General features: G+C 51.4%; 20 protein-coding genes and 4 tRNA genes. 3 read left to right on the top strand and 21 right to left on the bottom strand.

Translation table 11 applies throughout. The features are described 5' to 3' along the window. The first annotated feature begins 13 nt into the window (after positions 1–13). The 3 genes from hemX to aslA all read left to right on the top strand — a co-directional run bounded on the left by hemX (position 14) and on the right by aslA (position 4,772). Positions 14–1,237: a uroporphyrinogen-III C-methyltransferase gene (gene hemX / locus A9587_RS15050; protein ID WP_105281924.1), complete on the top strand. Its 1,224-nt coding sequence runs from the start codon at positions 14–16 to the stop codon at positions 1,235–1,237. 2 nt (positions 1,238–1,239) lie between these two features. Continuing rightward, positions 1,240–2,436 carry a protoheme IX biogenesis protein HemY gene (gene hemY / locus A9587_RS15045; protein ID WP_105264047.1) on the top strand — a complete coding sequence of 399 codons (1,197 nt, stop codon included), beginning with the start codon at positions 1,240–1,242 and terminating at the stop codon, positions 2,434–2,436. 680 nt (positions 2,437–3,116) lie between these two features. Continuing rightward, positions 3,117–4,772, top strand: a complete 1,656-nt coding sequence (gene aslA, locus A9587_RS15040; RefSeq protein WP_105264046.1) for an arylsulfatase AslA — start codon at positions 3,117–3,119, stop codon at positions 4,770–4,772. Positions 4,773–4,949: 177 nt separating this feature from the next. Here aslA and A9587_RS15035 read toward each other — a convergent pair whose 3' ends face one another. The 21 genes from A9587_RS15035 to trxA all read right to left on the bottom strand — a co-directional run bounded on the left by A9587_RS15035 (position 4,950) and on the right by trxA (position 23,393). Beyond that, positions 4,950–6,185 (bottom strand): anaerobic sulfatase maturase, encoded by a 1,236-nt coding sequence (locus tag A9587_RS15035; protein ID WP_105264045.1) that lies wholly within the window; start codon positions 6,183–6,185, stop codon positions 4,950–4,952. Positions 6,186–6,331: 146 nt separating this feature from the next. Next, positions 6,332–6,408, bottom strand: a tRNA-Pro gene (locus A9587_RS15030). A gap of 42 nt (positions 6,409–6,450) precedes the next feature. Further along, positions 6,451–6,537: transfer RNA gene (locus A9587_RS15025), tRNA-Leu, on the bottom strand. A gap of 20 nt (positions 6,538–6,557) precedes the next feature. Beyond that, a tRNA-His gene (locus tag A9587_RS15020) sits at positions 6,558–6,633 on the bottom strand. A gap of 58 nt (positions 6,634–6,691) precedes the next feature. Next, positions 6,692–6,768: transfer RNA gene (locus A9587_RS15015), tRNA-Arg, on the bottom strand. 102 nt (positions 6,769–6,870) lie between these two features. Then, positions 6,871–8,256 (bottom strand): bifunctional threonine/serine APC transporter ThrP, encoded by a 1,386-nt coding sequence (gene thrP, locus A9587_RS15010; RefSeq protein WP_000774725.1) that lies wholly within the window; start codon positions 8,254–8,256, stop codon positions 6,871–6,873. Positions 8,257–8,458: 202 nt separating this feature from the next. After that, the gene (gene wecG, locus A9587_RS15005) at positions 8,459–9,199 is read right to left on the bottom strand and encodes a lipopolysaccharide N-acetylmannosaminouronosyltransferase (RefSeq protein WP_001064030.1); all 741 of its coding nucleotides are present in this window, start codon (positions 9,197–9,199) and stop codon (positions 8,459–8,461) included. A gap of 2 nt (positions 9,200–9,201) precedes the next feature. Further along, the gene (gene wzyE / locus A9587_RS15000; RefSeq protein WP_000055110.1) at positions 9,202–10,554 is read right to left on the bottom strand and encodes an ECA oligosaccharide polymerase; all 1,353 of its coding nucleotides are present in this window, start codon (positions 10,552–10,554) and stop codon (positions 9,202–9,204) included. Continuing rightward, a complete protein-coding gene (gene rffT, locus A9587_RS14995) occupies positions 10,551–11,630 on the bottom strand; it encodes a TDP-N-acetylfucosamine:lipid II N-acetylfucosaminyltransferase (protein WP_000217208.1) in 1,080 nt (359 codons plus the stop codon). Before rffT ends, wzyE begins: the two co-directional genes overlap by 4 nt. Next, positions 11,627–12,877: a lipid III flippase WzxE gene (gene wzxE / locus A9587_RS14990; protein WP_000050280.1), complete on the bottom strand. Its 1,251-nt coding sequence runs from the start codon at positions 12,875–12,877 to the stop codon at positions 11,627–11,629. Before wzxE ends, rffT begins: the two co-directional genes overlap by 4 nt. Position 12,878: 1 nt before the next feature. After that, positions 12,879–14,009, bottom strand: coding sequence for a dTDP-4-amino-4,6-dideoxygalactose transaminase (gene rffA, locus A9587_RS14985; RefSeq protein WP_000612024.1), 1,131 nt, complete (start codon positions 14,007–14,009; stop codon positions 12,879–12,881). A 4-nt stretch (positions 14,010–14,013) separates the two neighbouring features. Next, entirely contained in the window at positions 14,014–14,688 is a 675-nt protein-coding gene (rffC, locus tag A9587_RS14980) for a dTDP-4-amino-4,6-dideoxy-D-galactose acyltransferase (RefSeq protein ID WP_001517401.1), read from the bottom strand. Next, positions 14,666–15,547, bottom strand: coding sequence for a glucose-1-phosphate thymidylyltransferase RfbA (rfbA, locus tag A9587_RS14975; protein WP_001517402.1), 882 nt, complete (start codon positions 15,545–15,547; stop codon positions 14,666–14,668). The genes rffC and rfbA overlap by 23 nt, the downstream gene beginning before the upstream one ends. Before the next feature lie 18 nt (positions 15,548–15,565). Next, positions 15,566–16,633 (bottom strand): dTDP-glucose 4,6-dehydratase, encoded by a 1,068-nt coding sequence (gene rffG / locus A9587_RS14970; RefSeq protein ID WP_001517403.1) that lies wholly within the window; start codon positions 16,631–16,633, stop codon positions 15,566–15,568. Beyond that, complete coding sequence (gene wecC, locus A9587_RS14965; RefSeq protein ID WP_000006637.1) at positions 16,633–17,895, bottom strand: UDP-N-acetyl-D-mannosamine dehydrogenase; 1,263 nt, start codon at positions 17,893–17,895, stop codon at positions 16,633–16,635. Before wecC ends, rffG begins: the two co-directional genes overlap by 1 nt. After that, on the bottom strand, positions 17,892–19,022 hold the full coding sequence (gene wecB / locus A9587_RS14960; RefSeq protein WP_001517404.1) for a non-hydrolyzing UDP-N-acetylglucosamine 2-epimerase: 1,131 nt from the start codon (positions 19,020–19,022) through the stop codon (positions 17,892–17,894). The genes wecC and wecB overlap by 4 nt, the downstream gene beginning before the upstream one ends. A gap of 55 nt (positions 19,023–19,077) precedes the next feature. Beyond that, positions 19,078–20,124 (bottom strand): ECA polysaccharide chain length modulation protein, encoded by a 1,047-nt coding sequence (wzzE, locus tag A9587_RS14955; protein WP_001517405.1) that lies wholly within the window; start codon positions 20,122–20,124, stop codon positions 19,078–19,080. A gap of 11 nt (positions 20,125–20,135) precedes the next feature. Continuing rightward, entirely contained in the window at positions 20,136–21,239 is a 1,104-nt protein-coding gene (gene wecA, locus A9587_RS14950) for a UDP-N-acetylglucosamine--undecaprenyl-phosphate N-acetylglucosaminephosphotransferase (RefSeq protein ID WP_001050950.1), read from the bottom strand. Positions 21,240–21,478: 239 nt separating this feature from the next. Further along, positions 21,479–22,738, bottom strand: coding sequence for a transcription termination factor Rho (gene rho / locus A9587_RS14940; protein ID WP_001517407.1), 1,260 nt, complete (start codon positions 22,736–22,738; stop codon positions 21,479–21,481). An 84-nt stretch (positions 22,739–22,822) separates the two neighbouring features. Beyond that, on the bottom strand, positions 22,823–22,924 hold the full coding sequence (rhoL, locus tag A9587_RS14935) for a rho operon leader peptide RhoL (RefSeq protein WP_001445787.1): 102 nt from the start codon (positions 22,922–22,924) through the stop codon (positions 22,823–22,825). Between the two features lie 139 nt (positions 22,925–23,063). Continuing rightward, positions 23,064–23,393: a thioredoxin TrxA gene (gene trxA / locus A9587_RS14930; RefSeq protein ID WP_001280776.1), complete on the bottom strand. Its 330-nt coding sequence runs from the start codon at positions 23,391–23,393 to the stop codon at positions 23,064–23,066. Positions 23,394–23,510 lie beyond the last annotated feature (117 nt).

Raw genomic sequence — 23,510 nt, 5'->3', positions numbered from 1 at the left:
ACAGGAAGCCATAATGACGGAACAAGAAAAAACCTCCGCCGTGGTTGAAGAGACCAGGGAGGCCGTGGACACCACGCCACAATCTGTCACAGTAGAAAAAAAGAGTAATAACAGTACTGCTCTGATTTTAAGTGCGGTGGCTATCGCTATTGCTCTGGCTGCAGGTGTCGGTTTGTATGGCTGGGGTAAACAACAGGCCGTCAATCAGACGGCCACCAGCGATGTCCTCGCTAACCAGCTCACTGCGCTACAAAAAGCCCAGGAGAGCCAAAAAGCAGAACTGGAAGGTATCATCAAACAACAGGCTACGCAGTTAGAGCAGGCAAACCGTCAGCAAGAAGCGTTAGCAAAACAACTGGATGAAGTTCAACAAAAGGTCGCCACCATTTCCGGAAGCGATGCTAAAACCTGGCTGCTGGCGCAGGCAGATTTTCTGGTGAAGCTCGCCGGACGTAAGCTGTGGAGCGATCAGGACGTCACCACCGCCGCTGCGCTACTGAAAAGCGCAGATGCCAGCCTGGCCGATATGAATGACCCAAGTCTTATTACCGTTCGCCGGGCAATTACCGATGACATCGCCAGCCTTTCTGCGGTATCACAGGTCGATTATGACGGTATCATCCTCAAGTTGAATCAACTTTCTAATCAGGTAGATAACCTGCGTCTGGCCGACAATGACAGTGACGGTTCACCAATGGATTCCAATGGTGAAGAGCTTTCCAGCTCCATCAGCGAATGGCGTATCAATCTGCAAAAGAGCTGGCAGAACTTTATGGATAACTTCATTACGATTCGGCGTCGTGATGACACCGCCGTACCCCTGTTAGCGCCGAATCAAGATATCTACCTGCGCGAAAATATTCGTTCCCGTCTGCTGGTCGCAGCACAAGCTGTACCGCGTCATCAGGAAGAAACCTACCGCCAGGCGCTGGAAAACGTCTCTACCTGGGTACGTGCTTATTACGACACTGACGATGCCACTACCAAAGCGTTTCTCGACGAAGTGGATCAGCTAAGTCAGCAGAATATTTCGATGGATCTCCCGGAAACCCTGCAAAGCCAGGCAATGCTGGAAAAGCTGATGCAAACCCGCGTGCGTAATCTGTTGGCACAGCCTGTAGCACCAGCAACGGAAGCTAAATCTGCACCTGCACCTGCACCTGCACCTGCACCTGCACCTGCACCTGCACCTGCACCGCAAGCTGATACTCCGGCAGCCGCGCCGCAAGGAGAATAACCATGCTAAAAGTGTTGTTACTCTTTGTTCTGCTTATTGCGGGGATCGTGGTTGGTCCGATGATTGCCGGGCATCAGGGTTACGTACTGATTCAAACCGACAACTACAATATCGAAACCAGCGTCACGGGTCTGGCGATCATTTTTATACTGGCAATGGTGGTGCTGTTTGCTATCGAGTGGCTACTGCGACGGATTTTCCGCACCGGCGCGCACACCCGCGGTTGGTTTGTCGGGCGTAAACGCCGCCGCGCACGTAAGCAGACCGAACAGGCGCTGCTGAAACTGGCGGAAGGTGATTACCAGCAGGTTGAAAAGCTGATGGCGAAAAATGCCGATCACGCTGAACAACCGGTAGTGAACTACCTGCTGGCTGCTGAAGCCGCACAACAACGCGGCGATGAAGCGCGCGCCAATCAGCATCTGGAACGCGCAGCAGAACTTGCAGGCAATGACACCATTCCGGTAGAAATTGCCCGCGTGCGCCTGCAACTGGCACGCAATGAAAATCATGCTGCACGCCACGGCGTAGATAAGTTGCTGGAAGTCACGCCACGCCATCCTGAAGTGCTGCGTCTGGCGGAACAAGCTTATATCCGCACCGGTGCGTGGAGTTCGCTGCTGGACATCATCCCGTCAATGGCAAAAGCTCACGTTGGTGATGAACAACATCGCGCAATGCTGGAACAACAGGCATGGATTGGCCTGATGGATCAGGCTCGTGCTGATGACGGTAGTGAAGGTTTGCGAAACTGGTGGAAAAATCAAAGCCGGAAAACGCGTCATCAGGTGGCGTTGCAGGTGGCAATGGCAGAACATCTTATTGAGTGTGACGATCATGACACCGCCCAGCAAATTATCATCGACGGCCTGAAACGCCAGTATGACGATCGCCTGCTGCTACCAATCCCACGCCTGAAAACCAATAATCCAGAACAACTGGAAAAGGTGCTGCGCCAGCAGATTAAAAACGTGGGCGATCGCCCGCTGTTGTGGAGCACATTGGGTCAGTCGCTGATGAAGCATGGCGAATGGCAGGAAGCATCTCTCGCCTTCCGCGCGGCGCTGAAACAACGCCCGGATGCCTACGATTATGCATGGCTTGCTGACGTGCTGGACAGACTGCACAAGCCGGAAGAAGCCGCTGCAATGCGCCGCGACGGTTTGATGCTGACGTTACAGAACAACCCGCCGCAGTAATCCTTTCTCACCTGGAGGCGCAGAGCCTCCGGGCCTTTCCTGAATAGATAAAAAAACGCCTGCTCTTATTACGGAGCAGGCGTTAAAACAGGTCTGTATGACAACAAGTGGGTGCTTCACTCAACGTTGTGTCCATGGTGTCTGATGAGGCAAAAGCGACATCTGTCAGTGGACGATAAGCACCGTAAACGGCTCTGCGTCATTCCTGAGTTTATGAGGCACTAAGGCGAACATAAGAGATGGAATGAGCATCTACTCAGTTATTATGCCACAGAGGATGGGGTAATAACATCCCCTAATACTTGTTATGAGAAAAATCTGTAACCCTTTTTTCTTCATATTTAATAAATTACCGAGTAAATCCTTCCCTTAGCCTGATGCTTTTTTATATGTGATATGAATGATTAAATATAAGCAATTAATGACACGCATATTAATTACAAACAAAACTAAAAACAGCATCAATAATCAACGCGATATAATAAACACGCCTTACATATCGCATGCACGGGGGGTAGGATTGAAAACGCTCTCCTGATATTTCAATTTATTCTTAAGATAAATAGATAATTTATTTTCATCATCATTATTTATGAAATCATCCTGTCAGGGAGAGGGACCTCAATTATCAATGCTTAACTACGCCATCATTTTGATGACATTAAATCGGAGCATTTTGCATGGAATTTTCGTTCTCACCCAAGCTTCTTGTTGTCGCTGTCGCCGCCGCTCTTCCATTAATGGCCAGCGCTGCAGATACCCCGTCAACCGCCACCGCACGCAAAGGATTTGCTGGTTACGATCACCCAAATCAATACCTGGTTAAACCGGCAACCACCATTGCCGATAATATGATGCCGGTAATGCAGCATCCGGCGCAGGATAAAGAAACTCAGCAGAAGCTGGCAGAATTAGAGAAAAAAACCGGTAAGAAACCGAATGTGGTTATTTTCTTGCTGGATGACGTGGGTTGGATGGATGTTGGCTTTAATGGTGGCGGTGTGGCAGTGGGTAACCCAACACCAGATATTGACGCCGTTGCCAGCCAGGGGCTGATTTTAACCTCCGCGTATTCTCAACCCAGTTCTTCACCAACCCGCGCGACGATTCTCACCGGACAGTATTCTATCCACCACGGCATTTTGATGCCGCCGATGTACGGACAACCAGGTGGTCTGCAAGGGTTAACTACCCTGCCGCAATTATTGCATGATCAAGGTTACGTCACTCAGGCCATCGGTAAATGGCATATGGGAGAAAACAAAGAGTCGCAGCCACAGAACGTCGGCTTTGATGATTTCCGCGGCTTTAACTCGGTGTCTGATATGTATACCGAATGGCGCGATGTTCACGTCAATCCGGAAGTCGCCCTGAGTCCGGACCGTTCTGAGTACATCAAGCAATTACCGTTCAGCAAAGATGACGTTCATGCGGTGCGCGGCGGTGAGCAGCAAGCCATTGCCGATATTACGCCGAAGTATATGGAAGATCTTGATCAACGCTGGATGGAATATGGCGTTAAGTTCCTCGACAAAATGGCGAAGAGCGATAAACCATTCTTCTTGTATTACGGTACGCGCGGCTGCCACTTCGATAACTACCCGAATGCCAAATATGCCGGTAGTTCTCCGGCACGCACCTCTTACGGCGACTGCATGGTAGAAATGAACGATGTGTTCGCTAATCTCTATAAAGCACTGGAGAAAAATGGTCAGCTTGATAACACGCTGATTGTCTTTACCTCCGATAACGGTCCGGAAGCCGAAGTGCCACCGCACGGTCGCACACCGTTCCGTGGCGCGAAAGGTTCTACCTGGGAAGGCGGCGTTCGCGTACCCACCTTCGTGTACTGGAAAGGCATGATCCAAGCGCGTAAATCCGACGGTATTGTCGATCTAGCCGATCTCTTCCCAACCTCGCTGGATCTGGCAGGGCATCCTGGAGCGAAAGTGGCGAATTTAGTGCCGAAAACGACCTTTATCGATGGCGTAGACCAGACCTCTTTCTTCCTCGGAACAAACGGTCAGTCTAACCGCAAGGCTGAACACTACTTCCTCAACGGCAAACTCGCCGCTGTACGTATGGATGAGTTCAAATATCATGTTCTCATTCAGCAACCATACGCGTATACACAGAGCGGATATCAGGGTGGATTCACCGGTACGATAATGCAAACGGCCGGATCGTCGGTGTTTAACTTGTACACCGATCCGCAGGAAAGCGACTCTATCGGCGTGCGGCATATTCCGATGGGTGTACCTCTACAGACCGAAATGCACGCGTATATGGATATCCTGAAAAAATATCCGCCACGCGCGCAGATTAAATCTGATTAATTCAGCGCTATCGCTACATCGGGCTGCGCTGCCCATGCCGGATGAGGCGTGAACGCCTTATCCGGCCTACGAAATCGTGCAAATTCAATAAATTGCAGCGTCCTGTAGGCCGGATAAGATGCGTCAGCATCGCATCCGGCAATCAACCGCAGGCGGCCACAAAATGGCCGCCGATTTTTACTTATTCACCACCATCAAATGTGCCTGCATAATGTCGCTGGCCGGGCGGCCGTGCGCCAGCAAATCAGCCATTGCTTTAAGATACGGAGGCAAATGGCGGAAATAGCGTTGATATCCGGCACACAAATAATTCAGCCCCGGTTTACCGCTGGCATCGAGCATAAAGCGATGTTTCGGGCAGCCTCCCCAGCACGCTTTTAACACGTTGCAACTGCGGCACTGCGCCGGTAACTGCTTGAATTTATCTTCACCAAACGTCTGCTGTTGCGGGGAATCTACCATTTCTGCAATCGTCTGCTGAAGCATATTCCCCAGTCGATATTGCGGATAGACAAAGTGATCACAGGTGTAAACATCGCCGTTGTGCTCAACAATCACCGAACGCCCGCAGGTTGGCTGATGATGGCAAACCGCGCCAGGCGCGCCGACAAAATTGGCAAATGCCCATTCGATATTCATCACGAAAATCTTACCGACGTCGCGTTTGATCCAGTGATCGAAAATCGTCACCAGAAATTCACCGAACTCTTGCGGGCGCACCGACCATTCCGTCAGTTCCCCCTGAATATCGCCAGGCGCTCGTAATTTCAGTCCGTCGTGGGCTGCTGTTTCATCTGCCAGACGTTCCACCACCGGAATAAACTGGATGAACTCAACGCCCGCATCACGCAAAAATTCATAGACCTGCAACGGTTGCAGCACGCTGGTGCGATTGACGCACGCCAGAACGTTATAATCAACGTGATATTTTTGCAGTAGTTTAAGCGCGCGCATTACCAGTTTATGCGTTGGTCTGCCGCCTTTGGTAACGCGGTATTGATTATGGATCTCTGCCGGGCCGTCCAGCGATAAGCCAACCAGAAAATGATTTTCTGCCAGAAACGCACACCATTCGTCATCCAGCAGCACGCCGTTAGTCTGGAAGCTGTTACTTACCCGCCTGCCTGCACCATATTTTGCCTGTAGTGCCACAGCGCGGCGGTAAAATTCCAACCCCGGCAGCGTTGGCTCTCCGCCTTGCCAGGTAAAAGCAACTTCGTTTTGTGGTTCACTGGCAGCGATATAGTGGCGGACATACGCTTCCAGCGTGTCATCGTCCATATGTGTGACAGGATGTTCGCGGTAGAGAGAGTGTTTTTCGAGATAAAAACAGTAGTCACAGTTCAGATTACAATCGGAACCGCTCGGTTTCGCCATCACATGAAAAGCACGCGTTGGAACCTGTTGCAGCATAGTCGCTCCTTGCCTGAAATCGTCCTTCAATAAGTTAAGGGCGAAATCATACCGTGTGGCAATGAGTTACTACGGGCGTTTATTGCGAAGGGAGAGTGATGGAATACACAGAAAACAAAAAACCCCGCCGAAGCGGGGTTCAAAATTGGTCGGCGAGAGAGGATTCGAACCTCCGACCCACTGGTCCCAAACCAGTTGCGCTACCAAGCTGCGCTACTCGCCGAAATACTGCTTTTTGAATTTTTAGTTCAATTCTTTAAAGTCGTGGTGCGAGGGGGGGGACTTGAACCCCCACGTCCGTAAGGACACTAACACCTGAAGCTAGCGCGTCTACCAATTCCGCCACCTTCGCATTTTCACAACTTCTAATAATGGGGTGGCTAATGGGATTCGAACCCACGACAACTGGAATCACAATCCAGGGCTCTACCAACTGAGCTATAGCCACCACTACAAATCTTGTTACGCGGTATTACTACCACCGCAGCTCAAGCGCCGGGACTAAATGGCGCGCCCGACAGGATTCGAACCTGAGACCTCTGCCTCCGGAGGGCAGCGCTCTATCCAGCTGAGCTACGGGCGCTTAGCGCCGTTGCGGGGGTGGATAATACGGACTTCCCACCCCTCTGTCTAGTCCCTTTTTAAATAAAATGCGCGTTTGGTTACGCTTTGCGCATTTTGCTGCTTATTCCTCCAGTTTATGCGCTTTACCGTGGCGATTAAGCCCAAAAACTTTGTAAATCGCCGTCACCGCCAGCATGAAGATGATGCCGACAAACAGCGACATACGAGTATCTTCATTAAAGTACATGCCGATCAAAACGCAAATAAGGAACGCCATTGTCACATAATTTGCCCACGGGAACAGAATGGAGCGGAACGGATGGCTGGCAATCGCCGCTTTGTGCGCACGACGAAAACGCAGTTGGCTTATCAGGATCACAAACCACGGCACCATCCCCGGCAGCACGCTGGCGCTGTAGACGTAAACAAACACACGCTGCGGATTGGGAATGATGTAGTTCAGGCACGAGCCAATTAACAGGATGGCAATGGATACCGCTACTCCCGCAACCGGCACGCCGTGACGAGAAACTTTTGCCATCGCCGCCGGTAACTGACGGTTTTTCGCCAGTGCATAAAGCATACGTCCGCAACTGTACATACCGCTGTTACAGCCAGAAAGCGCCGCCGTCAGTACCACAAAGTTGATAATACCCGCGGCTGCGGTAATGCCAATTTTGGCGAAAGTCAGTACAAACGGGCTGCCATTGCTGCCAATTTCATTCCACGGGAAGATGGTGACGATAACGAAGATCGCGCCTACGTAGAAAATAAGGATTCGCCACAGCACTTTGCCTACCGCACTGCGCAACGTCACCTGCGGATTTTTCGCTTCACCGGCAGTAATGCCAATCAGCTCCACACCCTGGTAGGACGCCACCACGATACACAGCGCCGTCAGGAACCCTTTCCAGCCACCCGCAAAGAAACCGCCATGCTCAGTGAGATTGCCAAAACCAATCGACTGCCCGCCATTGCCAAAGCCAAAGAAAATCACGCCCAGGCCAATGACTATCATAACGATGATCGTGGTGACTTTGATCATCGCGAACCAAAACTCGATTTCACCATACAGTCTGACCGCCGCCAGATTCGCCAGCGCCACCAGCGCCACCGCGATCAATGCAGGTATCCACTGTGCCATCTCCGGGAACCAGAACTGGACGTAGACGCCAATGGCAGTGATTTCCGAGATCCCCACCGCCATCCACATGAACCAGTAAGACCAGGCAGTGAGATAGCCAAAAAACGGGCTCATATAACGATGTGCGTAGACGGCGAACGAACCGGTAACCGGCTCAAGGAATAACATTTCGCCCATTGAGCGCATGATGAAAAAGACGAACAGCCCGGCGATGATATAGGCCAACAATACAGATGGCCCAGCCCATTTTAGGGTGCTGGCGGCCCCCATAAACAGACCAACGCCAATGGTGCCCCCCAGGGCGATGAGTTCGATATGTCGAGCTTCCAGCCCACGCTGTAGCTCTGGTTTATTATCTGCCATAAATCCTCGTGTTGTGTTTGCATGTTTTTCCGGTGTTACCGGTTATCGTTATGGGTACATCGAGTGTTGCGAATGTTTTCGTAATTCAGGAGAAATGGCAAATGAAGCATTAAAAATTTGAATGCTTTGTGTAATAAAACAGCAGGAAGGTGAAGAACAGGCGACATTGTGAACACTTATGCCGCCAGCAAGAGAGGGAAAATCAGAGGTTGCCGGTGTAATGCCAGCGTAAATAGCGCAGTAAACGGAGCTGACGCTTAATGCGACTCGGCTGCGAAAGCAGGCGATAGAGCCACTCCAACCCCAGTTTTTGCCAGATTTTCGGCGCGCGTTTCACATGGCCAGTAAAAACATCGTACGTTCCGCCAATGCCCATATAAAGCGCATCAGGATGCACCTGACGGCAGTCGCGCATGAAGATTTCCTGTTTTGGCGATCCCATTGCGACAGTGACGATTTGCGCGCCACTGGCATGGATACGCTCAAACAGCGCCTGACGCTGCTCGGGTTTGAAATAACCATCCTGGCTGCCAACGATATTCACATTCCACTGGCCGCGCAGTTTAGTTTCGGTCTGCGCCAGTACTTCAGGTTTGCCGCCAACAAGAAAAACGGGCGTCCCTTCTTTTCCTGCGCGAGCCATCAGCTCTTCCCAGAGATCGGCTCCAGCTACGCGGGAAACCTGTGACTGAGGATATTTTTTACGTACCGAACGCACGACGCTAATGCCATCGGCATATTTAAATTCGGCAGCGTTAATTAACGCCCTGACCTCGGCGTTATCTTCAATGGTCAGCATTTTTTCGGCATTAATGGCAACCAGCGTTCCCTGCTTAAGCTGCCCATCAGCGAACAGATAATCGAGGGCATGCTGCATATCACGCCAACCGATCAACTGTAAGCCACGCAGCGTATAGGTCGGTGCTGTGGTGTTGTTATTCATTGTTATCCTTCAATCTGCGTCCGGAGCGATGATTTTATTCGTTTATGAATGAGTCCGGCGCTATCAAAAAGCCAGTACAGTAGTTTTGCAATCATCAGGCTTGCACCGAAGACCACGATAAAAAAGACCACCCGCGAGACAAATGAATCCAGTCCTTCTCGCGCCAGCACGATCATATTGAAGATCGCCCCAAAGCAGAAACTGTGCAAAATCGCTGCCTTATAGCGATTGGTTTCGCGGTTGCCCAGCTCATACAGCCAGTCGAACCATTTTATAATCAGGCCAACCACAATCGCCCCAAGCGGAATAAACAACACACCGCCCATCACCACCAGTGAGCCGATAAGCGTAGGTGAGATAGCCAGCCCGGAGTGATTATTCAGCACTTCCCAGGTGAAATAGTTGGCGGAGTTCAGCACCATACTGGGCCGACCCGGCCACAGCCAGGAAGGAATAAAGACATAGAAATCACGGACAATCGGTGCCAGCCCCTGGAAGTCGATGTTGTCGTAGTTCTGCAATAGCAACGCCAGATTCTCCCACGGCGAGAAAGTGTCGCGGGTGAGATAGAGAAACGTGTAGAAAGCTTCATCACCGCTCACGTTCATTCCGTAGCGTTTTAGCGCCAGCCAGAACATACCGACAATCCCCAGCACGCCTGCCGCTGCCAGCATCCACAGTGAAATCCAACCGCGAATAATGCCGATAAACAGGAAGATAGCGAACGCGATAATGATATTGGCGCGAGTGCCACCGACAATCATGTAGGTCAGCAATCCAAAGGCAACGGTACTGACGAGGAAAAACAGCCACGCTTTGCTGTCCTGGCGCAGAAAATAGACCACCAGCATCGCCGGGATAAAAAAGTAAAAGAAGCGCTTTAACGCCACGCCGGAGACTTCACTGGAAAAGATCTGACTGTAGGAGTTAAGTCGGAACAACAAAAAGCCGTTGTGCATGAAGAAGATGCCGACACTGACCAACGCGATGCCCATCAGGAGAAACCAGGTAAGATTGGTTTCCACGCGATTCATGGTAAACACTGGACGGCGCGGTGCATCGGCAACACTTTTGCGTAAGCGGGTTTTGTAGGTGACGTAATAAACCGCGTAAAAGCAGCCCGCAGAAAGCAACGCCTGCAACAAGATTTCTGGCGGCGCGACACCAACATCAAAGCGGAATACCAGTACGCTGGTCAGCGGAAATCCGAAGAAAAACGTCAGCAAAAAAAGCAATGAAAAGAAGATATTGAAGTTAAACCGCACGCGGCGAAACTCAAACCAGGTCAGCGTGGCGATAAACAGCGTACAGAGCAGCCAGACAACAAACAGGCCGCTGAATTGCAGCAGGCTCATGCGACCTCCCCAGCGGCAATTGCCAGCGCCCGATGCCAGCCTTGCAGATAGTTTGGACTAAAGAAGGCAATGTGGTTTTTATCTACCGACGCCAACTGGCGCTGCGCTTCACGCACAATATCCTCATTGAGATCGTCAGTGGTAAACAGCACCGGCAAATGTTGCTCCGTCATATCCTGCCAGAACGGGTTTTCCCGATTAAGTACGCAGGGAATACCAGCCTGAATCAACAAGCACAGCGTACCGATACCTTGCTGACGGGCAAAAATAAAGTAGCCGAGATCGCACTGGCGAAGTAGTGCCAGATAAGCGTCAAAATCCATTTTTTCGCTCAGAATTTGCAGATTTTCTTCGCTGAATAATTCCAGCCCCGCCTGACGAACCTCGTTGATATACGCATCGTTGTTGGCCGGATATCCCATCGGCACCACCACTTTCACCGTATCGCCAAACTGCCGATGCACAGCGCGTAAGGCAGCGATGTGTTCATTACTGCGATCGCCGGAGTTCCCCACCAGAATAGTCATTTTCCCTTCACGTTGCCGATCGTTAGCCATCGTATTGAGAGAAGGATCCATCCGGGTTGGGAAGTAAATCAGTTCGCCTCGCACCTTTGGATGCGTTCTGGCAAAAAAGCTCAAGTCTCCCCGAGTGGCAAATACACTGCCCACCCGCTTTTGTGCCAGGCGGCGCAGCGGATAAAAGAGCTTATATCTCAAGCCACTGGAAAGTTCATACAAATCAGCGCCCCATATATGCCAGTAAAACTGGCTGGGCTTGATTCCGCCGCTAAGCAGCGCCAGCCATAGTTTTGGATTGAACTGGCCATGGAAGAAAAACCGCTGTTGACGGTTAGCTTTCGCTTTCGCGATAACCGCTTCAGCCAGTGATTTTTTGTCTGCAAAAAAGCGGATAGTGAGCGCCGGACAGCTATCACTTAAGCCGTCGTCCTTGCCTGCAACCATAAACTCGCGCGCGTGCTCGCTTGTCGCAGCCAGCGCGTCGTTGAAAAACCGCAAAACGGTTTGGTTATGGTGAGGGATATCCGATCCCAAAACGTGAATCAGTACAGTCATGCCCGCCTACGCCAGAGTAAAAACACGCCACAACAAAGAGAAAAATAGACGATATAGGTTGCCATATATGCCTGCGCCGCGCCCAGCGCGCCATGCGCGGGGATCAACCAGTGGGCAAATACCATCAACAACGTGAACTGACTGACTTCCGCCAGAATATAAAACCGGAGCGACGCTTTGGCGATCACCAGATAACCAAAGACATAAGCGCCCACTTTTAACACATCGCCAACCAACTGCCAGGCAAAGAGATCGCGCATGGCGGTAAATTTGTTCGATAAAAGTAGCCAGATGGCAAAGTCACGCAGCAACCAGACTGTAAAACTCGCCGCTGCCACCGCCGGTAGAACGAATTTCAGCGACTTCACCACTTCGCGGGTGATATCGCGCTTTTCCGTTAGCCGCGACAGAGTGGGCAGTAAATACACGCTAAAAGAGGCGGTAATGAATTGCAGGTAGGCGTCGGAAATACTACTTACGCCTTGCCAGATCCCCACCTCATCCCAGCTATACTGCGCCGCCAGCAACTTACGCATCATGATGTAAGCAACGGGCAAGGTCACCGAAGTAATCAACGCCATTAACGTGAACTTACTCAACTGCCCCGCCAGACCGCTATCCCAACTGGGTTTCAGATAGCTTAACGGGATAGCGCCACGTTTGATCAACATGATGGCAGCCGGAATTACCACCAACGCAGGAATCAGCGCCAGCCCAAGCAACGCGCCTTCATAGCCACCAAAACGGTAACTGACGTAGTAAGCGATAACACCAATCAGGCTGCCAACAATCAGCGATAACGCATTACCCGCGGCATCGCGAAAGCCTTTCATCAGCGCCAGCAACAGGTTGCCCCAGGCGATACCCATTTGCACCAGCGCCACTAAACGTACCAGCCCCTGGTAGTCAGTATTCCCGAACAATCCCTGGCTGATCGGAGCGGCTGCCAGCACAAAAATCAGCGCCATCAGCGTGGAGAAACCAAGCACCATCGCTGATGATGTACCCACCACACGACGTAGCTGCTGCGGATTATCATGATACTGGGCAACGTATTTGGTTACGCCGTTAAAAATGCCCGCCCCGGCAAGCACGCCGAGTACGGTAATCAACTGACGGTAGTTAGCCGCCAGCCCCAGCCCTGCCGGACCAAATGATACCGCCAGCAGCTTACCGACCAGTAACCCGGCACCAATCTTGACCAGCGTACTGGCCGCCGTCCATAAGGACGCTTTCGCCAGCGACATATCAGGAGAAGTAGTTCAGCAAGGTCGCAATTACCGTGCGTTGATTGACGGGCGACAGATTGTAGAACAGCGGCAGACGCAGTAAGCGCTCGCTCTCTTTGGTGGTGTAGCGATCTTCACCGTGGAACTCACCAAACCGTTCACCCGCCGGGCTTGCGTGCAGCGGAATGTAATGGAACACCGCCATGATTTCTGCTTCTTTCAGGAAGTTAATCAACGCATTCCGGTCATCAATATCACGCAGCTTAATGTAGAACATATGCGCGTTCTGCACGCAGCTATCCGGAATCGACGGTAGTTCGATACGCCCGGTTTTCGCCAGTGGTGCCAGTGCATCGTAATAGTTTTGCCACAGCGCCAGACGCTGCTGGTTGATACGATCCGCTGCTTCCAGTTGCGCCCACAGATATGCGGCTTGCAGATCGGACATCAAATAGCTGGAGCCGATATCGCGCCAGGTGTATTTATCCACCTGACCACGGAAGAACTGGCTACGATTAGTGCCTTTTTCACGGATGATCTCGGCGCGCTCAATCAATTTTTTATCATTAATCAACGTAGCGCCGCCTTCACCACCCGCGGTGTAGTTTTTGGTTTCATGGAAGCTAAAGCAGCCAATATGACCAATGGTTCCCAGCGCACGCCCTTTGTAAGTGGACATCACCCCCTGAGCGGCATCTTCCACCACAAACAGGTTATATTTTTTCGCCAACGCCATAATGGTGTCCATTTCACAGGCCACGCCCGCGTAATGCACCGGCACGATAACGCGCGTTTTGTCGGTGATCGCCGCTTCAATCAGCGTTTCGTCGATGTTCATAGTGTCCGGGCGAACATCCACAAAAACGATTTTCGCTCCACGCAGCACGAAGGCGTTGGCGGTGGAGACAAAGGTATAACTCGGCATGATCACTTCATCGCCAGGCTGGATATCCAACAACAGCGCCGCCATCTCCAGAGAAGCGGTGCAGGACGGCGTCAACAGCGCTTTGGCGCTGCCAAAACGTTGCTCCAGCCACTGCTGGCAGCGACGGGTAAAACCACCATCGCCACACAGTTTGCCGCTACCCATTGCCGACTGCATATAATCGAGTTCGGTTCCCACCACCGGCGGTGCGTTAAATGGAATCATGTGATCACCTGTATAACCAGTACGCGGTGCTTTCTACATTTGCACCACTTTTTATGTATCGTTTAAGCGCGGCGGTGTTGCCCATCTGGGTCGCCACCCGCAATGTTGTTTTACCGCGAGCATACGCCCAGTTTAGCGCCGTTTGCATCAGCTCTGCACCTGCACCGCGTCCTGCCAGCAGGCCAATACGCACGTCTGTCGCATTGAGCTCACGTAAAGAGACATAGCCACGAATATCGCCGGATGGCGTGCGTAAGATCAGACATTGATGATCAAAGGTGCCGTGCACGGCGTTTTCAATCCACTGCGCATAAAAGCGCCCACTGGCTTCAGGCGCATACCACGGTGCACGAAAACGGCTTTGCGCAAATGCCTCACTCGCTAACTGACGTAGTACTGGAATATCTGTCTCTTGTGCCACTTCTGCGCCGCTATCACTGGCTCTGGTCACGGGTAGCGCCAAATCAACTTCACCTTCTACCAGTGAGAATCCCAACTGTTGTAGGGCATCCAGTTCACCGATATTTGATGCGACTATTTTGGCCTGCACCCGTGACCACGGCGCTAAGGCATCTGGTGTCAGGAGTGGCGCGTCAGGGTTAATACGCACGATGGCGCTATTAACACCAAAGAAGGCATTTTCCCAGGTGAGTGGCTCAATACTGGCGCGGACGGGCACGGAGTAACTCCAGCAGATATTGACCGTAGCCAGTTTTCGTTAATGAACTGGCTGCACGCTTCACACCTTCGTCATCGAGCCAGCCGTTGCGCCAGGCAATCTCTTCCAGGCAGGCAATCTTAAAACCCTGGCGTTTTTCCACCGTCTGCACAAAAGTGCTGGCTTCAATCAGGCTATCGTGAGTACCAGTGTCCAACCAGGCAAACCCGCGCCCGAGAAGTTCAACGGTCAGGTTACCTGCCTCCAGATACATCTGGTTGATGGAGGTAATCTCCAGCTCGCCACGCTCCGAAGGTTTAACTTGTTTGGCGTACTCCACCACTTTGCTGTCGTAGAAATAAAGTCCGGTCACCGCCCAGTTTGATTTCGGCTGTTTTGGCTTTTCTTCCAGCGAGATAGCACGGAAATTGTCGTCAAACTCCACCACACCAAAGCGTTCCGGGTCCATCACCTGATAGCCAAAAATCGTGGCCCCTTCAGTGCGCGCCGCAACATGGCGCAGCTTCGGACTGAAGCCCTGGCCGAAGAAAATATTATCTCCCAGCACCAGACAAGAAGGCTCGCCGTTGAGGAAAGTTTCACCGATGATAAATGCCTGCGCCAGACCGTCCGGGCTGGGCTGTTCGGCATATTCCAGATGGATACCGAATTCGCTACCATCGCCCAGCAGGCGTTGGAAATAACCTTTATCTTCCGGCGTGGTGATGATGAGAATTTCGCGGATACCGGCCAGCATCAGCACCGACAGCGGGTAGTAAATCATTGGCTTATCGTAGATCGGCAACAGTTGCTTCGACACGCCGCGCGTAATCGGATGCAATCGTGTACCGGAACCGCCCGCCAGGATAATACCTTTCATGTTTTCCTCCGCTGAAAATTAGCCTTTCAGACCTAAACGCTCACCCTGATAACTGCCGTCCTGCACCCGCTTCCACCAGCTTTCATTAGCCAAATACCACCGCACCGTTTTGCGCATCCCGCTTTCAAAGGTTTCCTGCGGCAGCCAGCCAAGTTCACGAGCAATTTTCGTGGCATCAATGGCATAACGTAAATCATGCCCCGGGCGGTCAGCGACAAAGGTGATCAGGTCACGATAGTGCGCCACGCCGTGCGGTTTATCCGGAGCCAGTTCTTCCAACAGTTCACAAATGGTTTCCACGACATCGAGATTCTTGCGCTCGTTATGGCCACCAATATTATACGTTTCACCGACTTTACCGGTGGTCACCACGCAGTACAGCGCGCGGGCATGATCTTCAACATACAACCAGTCACGGATTTGCTGCCCGTTGCCATATACCGGCAGCGGTTTACCCGCCAGCGCGTTGAGTATCATCAACGGGATCAGTTTTTCCGGAAAATGGTAAGGGCCGTAGTTATTCGAGCAGTTGGTGATAAGTGTCGGCAGACCGTAGGTACGCAGCCAAGCGCGCACCAGATGGTCGCTGCTGGCTTTCGACGCGGAATAAGGGCTGCTCGGCGCATACGGCGTAGTTTCGGTGAAGAAATCATCCGTAGAGTGCAGGTCGCCGTACACTTCGTCGGTGGAGATATGATGGAAACGAAAGGCCAATTTTTTATCTTCCACCAGCGTATTCCAGTAAGCCCGCGCCGCTTCAAGCAGTGTGTAAGTCCCCACAATGTTGGTTTCGATAAACGCCGCCGGACCATCGATAGAACGGTCAACATGGCTTTCTGCCGCCAGATGCATCACACAGTCGGGCTGATGTTCGATAAAAACGCGTTCCAACGCTGCCCGATCGCAGATATCAACTTTCTCAAAGGCAAAGCGATCGCTCTGCGTGACCGATGCCAGCGACATCAGGTTTCCGGCGTAGGTCAATTTATCGACCACCACCACCGCATCACTTGTTTCGTTGATGATATAACGCACCAGCGCCGAGCCAATAAATCCGGCACCGCCTGTCACCAGAATCTTTCTCATCAGCGCCAGACCCCTTTGGTATCGACTACATACTGCTGCTTAACATGATCGCCGCTGATGGCTTTGAACTGACTGTGATCGACCAACATCACCAGCACGTCTGCCGTCGCCAGCGCTTCGTCAAGCTGCGCCAGCGTGCAAAGCCCGGCCAGTTTTTTCGGCAACTGGTGAATGTTCGGTTCAACGACCAGCGTCTCGCCGCTATGCCACTGGGCGATCAGTTCAGCGATTTCCATCGCCGGGCTTTCGCGCAGGTCATCAATATTCGGTTTAAATGCTAGCCCAAAGCAGGCAATTTTCACTTCGCTGGCGCGTTTATCGGTAGCGGCCAGGCAATCGGCAACCGCCGCTTTCACCTGATCAATTACCCAAAAAGGTTTGTGATCGTTCACTTCCCTGGCTGTACGGATAAGCCGCGCCTGCTGCGGGTTCTGCGCTACGATAAACCACGGATCAACGGCAATACAGTGACCGCCCACGCCAGGGCCTGGCTGAAGAATATTGACGCGAGGGTGGCGATTCGCCAGACGAATCAGCTCCCAGACGTTAATTCCCTGCCCGGCGCAAATCAGCGACAGTTCGTTAGCAAACGCGATATTCACATCGCGGAAGCTATTTTCGGTGAGCTTACACATTTCCGCCGTCCGGGAGTTAGTGACAACACACTCACCTTCGAGGAAAATTTTGTACAGTTCACTGGCGCGCGCCGAGCAAACCGGTGTCATGCCACCTATTACACGGTCATTTTTAATCAGCTCGACCATCACCTGCCCCGGTAACACGCGTTCCGGGCAATAGGCAATATTCACGTCGGCCTGTTCGCCCACCTGCTGCGGGAAAGTCAGGTCCGGACGCATTTCTGCTAACCATTCTGCCATTTTCTCGGTTGAACCCACCGGAGAGGTGGACTCAAGGATCACCAGCGCACCTTTTTTCAGCACTGGCGCAATGGAGCGGGCAGCCGATTCGACGTAAGCCATATCCGGCTCATGATCGCCTTTAAACGGCGTTGGTACCGCAATCAGCCAGGCATCAGCCTCAACGGGCGTTGTGCTCGCTCGCAAAAAGCCACCTTCTACGGCAGTTTTTACTACACTCGCCAAATCAGGCTCGACGATATGGATTTCGCCACGATTGATAGTATCAACCGTTTGTTGGTTGATATCGACACCAATCACCTGTTTTTGCCGTGAGGCAAACGCAGCGGCTGTCGGCAGCCCAATGTAACCCAGTCCGATGACAGAAATGGTCGCAAAACTCATAGTGATATCCGATTATTTTTTAACGCTTCCAGAATGCGAGAGCATGCCTGACCATCACCATAGGGGTTATGGGCGCGGCTCATCATTTGATATTCGTTGTCGTCGTTGAGAAGACGTGTCACTTCCTCAACGATCCGTTGTTTATCCGTCCCCACCAGACGCACCGTTCCAGCGGTAACAGCTTCCGGGCGCTCGGTGGTGTCACGCATCACCAGCACCGGTTTACCCAGCGAAGGCGCTTCTTCCTGAATACCGCCAGAGTCAGTCAAAATCAACCATGCGTGATTCATCAGCCAGACAAACGGTAAATACTCCTGGGGATCAATCAGAATGACGTTTTTTACGTGCCCCAGAATGCGACTAACCGGTTCTCTGACATTCGGGTTGAGATGTACCGGATAAACAATCTGGATGTCCTGATGAGTGGTGGCTATTTCTGCCAGCGCATGGCAAATCTCCTCAAAGCCACGACCGAAGCTTTCACGCCTGTGACCGGTCACCAGAATCATCTTCTTATCAGGGTCGATAAACGGGTAATTTGCCGCCAGTTCTGAACGCAGCATCTCGCTGCTCATCACTTGATCGCGCACCCACAACAAAGCGTCGATAACTGTATTGCCGGTAATGAAGATTCGGCTATCAGCGACGTTTTCACGTAGCAGGTTTTGCCGTGAGGTCTCAGTTGGGGAGAAATGGTACATTGCCAGATGACCGGTCAGCGTGCGGTTAGCTTCTTCCGGCCACGGCGAGTAAAGATCGCCCGTGCGTAGCCCGGCCTCAACGTGACCAACAGGAATGCGCTGATAAAACGCCGCCAGACTGGTGGCCAGCGTCGTGGTGGTATCGCCGTGTACCAGTACAACGTCTGGTTTGAACTCGGCAAGAATAGGTTTTAATCCCTCAAGAATTCGACAGGTTATCTCTGTCAGTCCCTGTCCTGGCTGCATTATGTTGAGATCGTAGTCAGGTACAATGGAAAAGAGTTTCAGCACCTGATCGAGCATCTCCCGATGCTGCGCAGTGACGCAAACTTTAGCCTCAAAAAAAGGATCTTTTGCCAACGCATGCACCAACGGCGCCATCTTGATGGCTTCCGGGCGCGTACCAAATACAGTCAGTACTTTCACATCGATTCTCTTTGAATAAGCGGCGAGCGCCTTTGTGCTCACCGCAACTGTGTTGCTATTTCGAGCAACGGCGGGTTAATGCGACACCAGCCCCGATCAGCCCCCCGACAATGCCCCACATAATCATCAGGAAGGCACGGCGTGGGCTATCGCGTTTTACCGGTTCTTCCGGTGTACGCAAATAGCGATAGGTCTGAAAACGCGGATCCAGGGTTGGACCAACATTAAGGGTGTTTAACATGGCCCGATTCTGATCATAGTCGAGATCAAAGGCCGGGCCGACGGCCTGTAAATTTTCTAATCGCGCCTGCAGCATCGGGCGCCCCAACAAAAACATTTCTGAATCAGGCAATTCATCCGCCGGGACATCTGTCGCGCTGCGAGAGATATTATGTTGCTCAGCGATTTTGAGTGCCTGCTCAATGCTGTTTACCCGGCGGTCGTAGATCGCTTTCGCGACTTCTTCCTGACGCTTCACCTGGGCTTTCATTTGGATAGTGCGCGCTGCCCATGCACCTTTCAGCTCATCATTCAGATGGCTGGCCGCGCGCTGACTGGCGAATGCGACATATTGACGCAGCAGATTATTGGCATCGGGGGCAGTTTCAGCAATCAATTTAACGTTATCGTTGATCGCTCGGGTGAAATCACCGGGAATAAACTGGATGTTGTTGATCATTTCATCCAGCAGAGCCGCATCGGCTTTGCTGTTGCCAACCATCCGCTGTTTGTAATAGTCGGTCTGCAACCAGAAATCGCGGCGGGTGTCCCACGACGCCAGTTGCATAACAAACTCTTTATAGGCTTCGTCCATGACCGATGGTTGATCGGCAGAAGCCATGTTCGAACGAGCATCCAGGTTACGTAGAAACTGCTGTTGCGAGTAGTATCCGCCCAGCATATTGACCGTTGGACGATCGGTAATCGCCGTCGCGCTCCACTCCTGACGGGCGAAAAATGTATACGCCAGCGCAATTAACGCAAACGCCAGCCCCATGCCAACAATCCACAGCTTCCCAGCCCACAAGGTACGAAACAACCCACGAATATCCAGTTCATTTTCAGCATTTTCGGCTGGTTTCCCAGGCATTGGTTGCGTCATTACATCCTCGTTTATTTGGTTAAGTTGGGGCTGCCACCACGATTTCTGCGCAGTCGGCGTTTCACACGCTTAATAAAGCGAGCAACCTTCCAGGCGCGCTTAATGCAATAGCCATAGAGGAAGAATGCTAGCAAAAAGAGCACCAGCATGACCCATTCAGGGACAAAATGAGAATATTCTGCCAGTACGCCAATGGAAGCAAGCAGTGCAGCAGCAAGGGTAATCAGCACAAATGCCTGACGAGAAGTAAAGCCGGCACGCATGATCAAATGATGAATATGCTGGCGATCAGGCGAGAATGGACTCATGCCTTTACGCAGGCGACGATACATAATCGCCACCATATCCATCAGCGGAATAGCGATAATCCATAATGCAGTCACCGGGCTAATCGGATGTGTTTTGCCCTGAGTAGTTTCAAGCAGGATCCAGATTACGGTAAAACCAATCAATGTACTGCCCGCATCGCCCATAAACACTTTGTAGCGACGCCCCAGAATACCGAGGTTGAGCATGATGTATGGCAGGATGGCGGCGATCATCGCAAAGCACCAGATAGCGAGGCTGGTTTGCCCGTCGAACCACAAAATCATGCCAATTGCCGCAAACGAGACGCAAGACAACCCACCCAGCAGACCATCAATGCCATCAACCATGTTGAAAGCATTAATTGCCGCCCAGACGGCAAACAGCGTCAGGAAATAACCAAACGGCCCAAGCACCATCTCCCAGGAGCCAAAAATATAGCCCAGGCTACTGAGATAAAGTTTGCCAAACACCATCATAACGATGCCAACAGCAGCCTGTATGGTGGCACGGATTTTTACACTAATATCGAAACGGTCATCCAGTGCGCCGATGAACACCAGGACGCCCGCACAGGCGAGGTAGAGAGCTGCATGCGGAATGTAGTAATCAACAATTCCGAACGTAAAGCAAATCCCTGCGAAAACTGAAATACCCCCAACGAGCGGTATCAATCCCTGGTGACGTTTGCGGAAGTTAGGTTTATCCACTAAACCGACTTTTTTTGCCACCTTACGGGCAAAAAACAGAAACAGTGTCGTGAATAAAAAAATACTGATGAGATCAGTACTCACTGTCAGTAAATTCACAATGCATGCTCTCAGAGAAAATTATTAGCAGAAGTATACCCACGAAGACCTTTATTCAGAAGGGAAACTCCTTTCTGAGCCTATCAGCCCTGTGCAAAAATTAATCACCCACCATAAAAATTGTATAAAATACCCGCAATAACCAGGAATTTTCCCACTATCACAGGCATGCCGCTAAGATTACAGATATAAAAGCAAAACGCCACGTAAACACGTGGCGTTTTTGGCATAAGACAAATTTATGAACGTTTCATCATATCGAAGAAATCGTCATTGGTCTTGGTCATTGCCAGTTTATTAATGAGGAATTCCATTGCATCGATTTCGCCCATCGGGTGAATGATTTTGCGCAGGATCCACATTTTCTGTAGCTCTTCCTGAGTGGTGAGCAACTCTTCTTTACGCGTACCGGAACGGTTGTAGTCGATAGCCGGGAAGACGCGTTTTTCTGCGATCTTACGAGAAAGGTGCAGTTCCATGTTACCTGTACCTTTAAACTCTTCGTAGATAACTTCGTCCATTTTGGAACCGGTGTCGATCAACGCCGTCGCGATGATGGTCAGGCTGCCGCCCTCTTCTACGTTACGCGCCGCACCGAAGAAGCGTTTCGGACGGTGCAGTGCGTTAGCATCCACACCACCGGTCAGCACTTTACCAGACGCAGGAACAACAGTGTTGTAGGCGCGCGCCAGACGGGTGATGGAGTCGAGCAGAATGATAACGTCTTTCTTGTGCTCAACCAGGCGTTTTGCCTTCTCGATCACCATTTCCGCAACCTGAACGTGGCGAGATGCCGGTTCGTCGAAGGTAGAAGCGACAACTTCACCTTTAACCAGACGCTGCATCTCGGTTACTTCTTCCGGACGTTCGTCGATCAGCAGAACCATCAGCACACAGTCTGGGTGGTTGTAAGCAATGCTCTGGGCGATGTTCTGCAGCAGCATGGTTTTACCCGCTTTCGGCGGTGCCACAATCAGACCACGTTGGCCACGCCCGATTGGTGAAGCCAGATCCAGCACGCGTGCGGTCAAATCTTCAGTAGAACCGTTACCACGTTCCATACGCAGACGAGAGTTTGCGTGCAGCGGGGTTAAGTTCTCAAAGAGGATTTTGTTGCGAGCGTTTTCAGGTTTGTCGAAGTTAACTTCATTAACTTTCAGCAGCGCAAAATAGCGTTCACCTTCTTTCGGCGGGCGAATCTTACCAGAGATGGTATCACCAGTGCGGAGGTTGAAACGGCGGATTTGGCTGGGAGAAACGTAGATGTCATCAGGACCGGCGAGGTAGGAGCTGTCTGCGGAACGGAGGAAACCAAATCCATCCTGCAATATCTCCAGTACGCCATCACCAAAGATATCTTCGCCACTCTTTGCGTGCTGCTTCAGGATGGCAAAAATAATGTCCTGCTTACGCATACGGGCCAGATTTTCCAGCCCCATATTTTCGCCGAGAGTGATCAGCTCAGAAACCGGCGTATTCTTTAATTCGGTAAGATTCATAGTGGTGTGAGTTCTTAAACTTGGGGTAAATCTCGAACTTAATGTTGTGAATGGTATGGCAGGATCATCCATGCCTGTTTACGGTCATCGACTCATGTCTTTTCGCTGTCTGGTCACAGGAGAGTACGCAGAACTGAAACGACAAGACGGATTGAGTGACAAACCAGAAATCTGTTCACTTCGCATTAGATAAAAACGGGAAGCGTTGGATATTACAAGATTCAAACTTAATAAGGTAAGTTTAATACGAAGTCAACATTAAGTTAGCATGGCTCACGCCGGGCGTCCAGTTTTTAGCGACGGGGCACCCGAACATGACGTTCCCTTATGCCAGGTTGGCGTCGAGGAACTCTTTCAACTGACCTTTGGACAGTGCACCCACTTTGGTTGCCGCGACTTCACCGTTTTTGAACAGCAACAGAGTCGGGATACCACGGATGCCATATTTCGGCGCAGTGCCAGGGTTTTGATCGATGTTCAGTTTTGCAACGGTCAGTTTACCCTGATATTCGTCAGCGATTTCATCCAGAATCGGGGCGATCATTTTGCACGGACCGCACCACTCTGCCCAGAAATCGACGAGGATCGCCCCGTCCGCTTTGAGTACATCCGTATCAAAACTGTCGTCAGTCAGGTGAATAATTTTATCGCTCATATATAACTCCACAGGAATAAGCCTGGCGTGTTGGTTTCGTTGTTGGTGTAACATTAACCAACTAAAGGTTGACTTTATTTCACCGGATACGCTTTCGTAAAGCAATAGTAAGCTGAT

Origin of the sequence: Escherichia sp. MOD1-EC6162, from assembly GCF_002965125.1 — a bacterium.
GTDB classification, from domain to species: Bacteria; Pseudomonadota; Gammaproteobacteria; order Enterobacterales; family Enterobacteriaceae; genus Escherichia; species Escherichia marmotae.
Note: the sequence above shows the minus strand (reverse complement) of the source record. Positions and strands in the feature narration are given on the sequence as shown.